The following is a 1,574-nucleotide window of genomic DNA, read 5'->3' on the forward strand; positions in this document are numbered from 1 at the left end:
GCCAACACGCTTCGCCAACTGTGGGCGGCAGCTCGCTATCGGGCGCCACTGCAGCCGCCCGCCGTGCCGATGCTGGTGCTCAACGGCGCCGCCGACCGCCTCGTCAACCCCGCCTGCTCACAGCGCCTGGCGCAAGCCTGGCAACTGCCGCTCGAGGTCCACTCGCTTGCCGGGCATGACCTGCCGCTGGACGACGCCGCTTGGGTGGCGCAGCAGGTGGCAAGGTGGGCGGCCGGAGATGTGCTGCGTTAGGATCAGCACACATCACCGGGGACGCCGCCATGAGCCGCACTGTCACTTTCAATCTCGGCGACGAGGCCATCGCCTCGGTGCAACACAAGGTCAACGCAGGCCTCTACCCCAGCGCAGATGCCGTGCTGGAGGCCGCCATCCTCGCGCTGGACGACCGCGACACCACCGTCGCCAATTGGCTGCAATCCGAAGGCGCCGAGCGCCATGCCCGACTGAAGAGCGGCACCCTGCCCACCATCAGCGGCGACGAGTTGATGAGCCGCGTGCGTGCACGCCTGAAAGCACCCAATGCCAGCCCGAAGAGCGCCGCTTGATTCCGCAGTACGAGGTCTTGTTTGGTGAGGCTGTCGAACAGGACATCCTGGATCTGTTGACGCAGCCACATCCGCATTTCACGGAAGATGAAACCCTCGCCTTCATCGACGACTTGCAGCAGCAGGTCGTCAAGATCCTGAGGCTCAACCATGCGATCGGCACGGCGATGGACTCGACCATGCCTGACTTGCTGGTGACGCATCACCGTGGCTTTGCGGTGCTCTACGTGCCGGACCACATGGCGCAAACCGTCACGGTATTGGGTCTGCTGGACACCCGACGTGAATGGCGGCGCATCTCCTCTGGCCGAGCGCCCGAATGAGCGCGCCGAGCCGGCTCACCAGCTGGCAGGATGCTGGCCGTAAGCCTCGCTGAGCACCTGATACAGCGCCGGGTGCTGGTCCAGCAGCGCTTGGGGCTGCTCGAAGAAGACTTCGCTGGTCACGGCGAAGAACTCGGCGGGGTCGGTGGCGCCATAGGGGTTGAGCAGGCCGGGTGAGGCTTCGGGCGTGCCGGGTTCAGCCCATTGGCCGCGGGCCAGGCGGGCGTGCAGTGCGTCGAACTCGGCCTGCATGACCTGTGACCAGCGGCGGGACTGGGCGCGGGTGCCCAGCAGTGGCGCGCCGTTCGCCGGGCCGTTGGCCTGGTCGAGCTGGTGGGCGAATTCGTGGATCACGACGTTGTGGCCATCGCTGGCGTCGGCTGCGCCAGCGACAACGTCCTGCCAGGACAGGATGACCTGGCCCTGCTGCCAGGATTCGCCCGACAGCACGCGCCGCTCCTCGCGCTGCACGCCGGCCGCACCGCTGTGCACGCGGTCCACGATGAACGCTCCGGGGTACAGCAGCACCTGGCGCAGCCGGTCGAACGCGACCTCGGGCCGGCCCAGCAGCAACAGGCAGGCCTGGGCGGCGATGGTCACGCGCATCTCGTCGTTCACCTTCAGGCCGGCGCAGCCGATGAAGGCCGTCTCGGCGAGGAAGACCTGCATGCGCTGCTTGAGCTTG

4 protein-coding genes are annotated in these 1,574 nt (G+C 67.3%); 3 read left to right on the forward strand and 1 reads right to left on the reverse strand.

The window, feature by feature from the left end:
* From FKP22_RS29845 to FKP22_RS29855, 3 genes are all read left to right on the forward strand, one after another.
* Window positions 1-252, forward strand: a 252-nt coding sequence (locus FKP22_RS29845) for an alpha/beta fold hydrolase domain-containing protein (protein ID WP_233447015.1), incomplete at its 5' end; no start/stop codon positions are given.
* A 29-nt stretch (window positions 253-281) separates the two neighbouring features.
* Window positions 282-566 (forward strand): ribbon-helix-helix domain-containing protein, encoded by a 285-nt coding sequence (locus FKP22_RS29850; protein WP_141291844.1) that lies wholly within the window; start codon window positions 282-284, stop codon window positions 564-566.
* Window positions 563-889, forward strand: coding sequence for a hypothetical protein (locus FKP22_RS29855; RefSeq protein ID WP_141291845.1), 327 nt, complete (start codon window positions 563-565; stop codon window positions 887-889). The genes FKP22_RS29850 and FKP22_RS29855 overlap by 4 nt, the downstream gene beginning before the upstream one ends.
* Before the next feature lie 15 nt (window positions 890-904).
* On the opposite strand, the gene FKP22_RS29860 is transcribed toward FKP22_RS29855, so the two are convergent.
* The coding region (locus FKP22_RS29860; protein WP_141291846.1) for a M90 family metallopeptidase at window positions 905-1,574 on the reverse strand (670 nt) is incomplete at its 5' end.

Source organism: Ideonella azotifigens (assembly GCF_006519715.1).
In the GTDB taxonomy this organism is placed as follows: Bacteria; Pseudomonadota; Gammaproteobacteria; order Burkholderiales; family Burkholderiaceae_C; genus Ideonella; species Ideonella azotifigens.

What these genes read in the sequence shown, in the direction of transcription:
- FKP22_RS29850 (WP_141291844.1), top strand. Translation starts at nt 282, where the DNA reads ATGAGCCGCACTGTCACTTTCAATCTCGGCGACGAGGCCATCGCCTCG.